Source organism: Propionivibrio sp., from assembly GCF_017995515.1.
Classification (GTDB): Bacteria; Pseudomonadota; Gammaproteobacteria; order Burkholderiales; family Rhodocyclaceae; genus Propionivibrio.
Genome location: NZ_JAGOIT010000191.1, coordinates 1 through 2,578, shown reverse-complemented (window position 1 = coordinate 2,578; position 2,578 = coordinate 1). Strand labels below are relative to the sequence as shown.

Below are 2,578 nucleotides of genomic sequence, written 5' to 3'. Positions count from 1 at the left end.
TACTCCTTCCTGATGCCAAACGCGCGCAGCGTCACGATGTCCGCGTCGGACAAATCCACTTCGCCGGCCGGCGGTTGCAGCCAATCGATCAACTCGCGCACATCGCCACCACCCATGCTGCGCGCAACGAGTGCAGCGGGGCGGTGGTAGCGGTGCAGATCGTCAAACGGATACCTGCGGTAGTACTCGCGCCAGCTCTCGAACTCCCGGCGCGTGAGCGTCGATTGAAGCTCGCCGACCGTCTTGCCGAGCGCGAGCGCGAGGACATGCCAGAACCACAGATCCCCGCGCTCGCTCAGGCGTTTCCCGGCTTGCTCCCGTTGATCTCGAGCACAACGGCGAAGATGGCATTGAGCGGTCCAGACTTGAGCGTCAGTGCCTTCTCGTAGCTCATCGCTTCACTGCCATCCGGGTTGCGCACAGAGGCCGCGATCAGCTTCGCGGCAGCGCCGTCACGCGCGTCCTCGTTGCCCTCGGATGCGATGCGCTGGAATCGGATGAACTCGACCGCAGGCAGCTCGCGGAAATGCAGCGTGACAGCCTTGCCGCTGGGCAGGGTCACGCTGCGCTCGATCAGGGCGTCGCTGGCGAACAGATCATCGTCGAGCATGGGTTACGCCTTCCATGTGATCGTCCAAGCGCCAGAGCGCTGGATAGTCATCGTACCGCGCCACACCTCATTGGTCGCGCCGTCGAGCGTCAGGTCGGCGACATAGCCGGAGAATTTGATGTTCGATCGCGTGGTGAGCGCGGTAAAGCTGTTCGTGCTGACGGTGACGACAGGCACGGTCGTTGCGTCGGACATGCACACCATCCACTCCACCGACGTGCCGGCCTCTTTCAGCGCCACCAGATCGGCGTGCGAAACGTCGCCGGCCTTGAGCACGAACGGCACCGTAACTTGACCAGGATTGCCCAGCCCGCGCACGTATGCTCGATCGTCGGTCGCGTCGAGGCAGGTGACATCGATCTGGTCGGCCGCGCCGCCGAGTCCGCTGATGCCTGTCGGGCAGGTGACTTTGACGGCCGTGCCGGTCGGGGTTCCAGGCTTGACGAAATAGAGATGCGTGCCTTGGGTCTTGAGTTCGTTTGCCATTGCGGGCTCCTTAAATGAAAAAGCCCGCTCAAGGCGGGCATGGTGCGAGGGTGAAGCGGGTTAGCGGGACAGCCACCAATCGAGCTGAAGCCCGATTCGGTATAGCTGCGTTTCTGTGTCTTTCGCGTTGATCGGGTATCCGGTGATGTGCGCGTGCGGCTCGACCGCCTCACGCACGGCAGAAGCCAGCGCGACGACGCCGGCGCTTGTGGCGTGCCAGCAATCGATTTGCACCGTCATCTGATCAACCATCGGCGATTCAGACATCGTATTGACCGGGGCGCCGCCTGCCATGAACCACGTCACATAGGGCGCGGTCACGTCCTGCGGGGCGTCGGCGTGCGGATAGATGCGCGTGCCCACGATGGCGGAAACAGCCGGCCATGCGGAAAGCGTCGGGTAAATCGGCGGCAGCATTCAGCGGACCCCATTCTGTGCGGCGAGCTTTTTCACGAGCTTCTCGATGTCGGCAATAAGTGTCGTTTCGATCAGCCGAATGGCCTCTTCCGCGCGACTGGCGAACGTCGGGCGAAGCCAGGGCAGGGCCGGATGCTTCGCAGATCCTTGCTCCATGATGAGGGCGATGTCGTTCGTCTGAATCGTGCGCTTGCGGTACTGATGCCCGCTCGGGTGCTTCTTCGGGCGCACGGTCACGACGTATCGCTCGCCGTTGATGTAGTCGAGGCGACGGCGCTTCATGATGACGTTCCCTGCCGTGAATCCCGTTGTCTCGGTGATGCCCGTCTTTCCGGCCGCATCAATCGAGCGTTGCAGCGCCTTGCGGGACTCGTCACGGATCAGCTTCGCGCCCTTGGCGAGCGCACGGCGCACCGGCCCGCCGCGCTTGCTGACGACTTCGGGCGGCAGGCGCTTGAGCGTGTCGAGCACGCCTTCCAGCCCTTGCATCTGCACTTCGACTTTCATAGCGGCGCCCCTTCATCTCGCGCGCAAAACAGCAGCTCGCCGTCGAGCGAGTATTGCGGCTCGTCGTCATCCTCGTCCGATAAAGCAGCGATCAGCACATCCAACTTGGCTTCGATTCGCGCCAGCCTTGCGCGGCCTTCGTCATCCATTATTCACCCCGCTTTCGCACATCAGCGTGATATGCCGGCGCAGCGTAGGATCAGGCAGCACGGCTTTGATGTTGTAAGTCTTGCCGTCGTGCGTAGTAACCCGCATTGCCGGCTCAATCCCGGCTTGGTAGCGGATCGTGATTCGCGTCGTGACGCCGGCCTGTTCCGCCTGCGCTGCGACGAATTCGCGCCCGGACAGCGGCCAGACTTCAGCCGGCACGATAGCGACCGTTCCCCACGACTCAACCACCCCGCCGAACTCGTCGCGCGTCGTCGCAAGCTGCTCGATCGTGACCCGGTGCCGCAGTCTGTGTGCCAAGCTCATCGCGGCCTCAGTGTGATTGTGCGCCCGCTCGCAGCCGACAGCAGCCGGCCGGCGGGTATGGTGATCGTGACCGATGACGGATAG

Annotated in this window: 6 protein-coding genes; all 6 read right to left on the bottom strand. The window is 63.2% G+C overall.

Annotation, left to right across the window (positions count from 1 at the left end):
• Nucleotides 1-295 precede the first annotated feature (295 nt).
• On the bottom strand, nt 296-610 hold the full coding sequence (locus tag KBA32_RS17010; RefSeq protein WP_294361489.1) for a hypothetical protein: 315 nt from the start codon (nt 608-610) through the stop codon (nt 296-298).
• 3 nt (nt 611-613) lie between these two features.
• Nucleotides 614-1,096, bottom strand: a complete 483-nt coding sequence (locus KBA32_RS17005; protein ID WP_294361488.1) for a phage tail tube protein — start codon at nt 1,094-1,096, stop codon at nt 614-616.
• A 60-nt stretch (nt 1,097-1,156) separates the two neighbouring features.
• Nucleotides 1,157-1,513 carry a DUF3168 domain-containing protein gene (locus KBA32_RS17000; protein ID WP_294361487.1) on the bottom strand — a complete coding sequence of 119 codons (357 nt, stop codon included), beginning with the start codon at nt 1,511-1,513 and terminating at the stop codon, nt 1,157-1,159.
• Nucleotides 1,514-1,984 (bottom strand): hypothetical protein, encoded by a 471-nt coding sequence (locus tag KBA32_RS16995; protein WP_294361486.1) that lies wholly within the window; start codon nt 1,982-1,984, stop codon nt 1,514-1,516.
• A 32-nt stretch (nt 1,985-2,016) separates the two neighbouring features.
• Nucleotides 2,017-2,169, bottom strand: a complete 153-nt coding sequence (locus KBA32_RS16990) for a hypothetical protein (protein WP_294361485.1) — start codon at nt 2,167-2,169, stop codon at nt 2,017-2,019.
• Nucleotides 2,162-2,578 (bottom strand): phage head closure protein (locus KBA32_RS16985; RefSeq protein ID WP_294361484.1); only part of this gene is annotated, 417 nt, incomplete at its 5' end. The genes KBA32_RS16985 and KBA32_RS16990, both read right to left, overlap by 8 nt.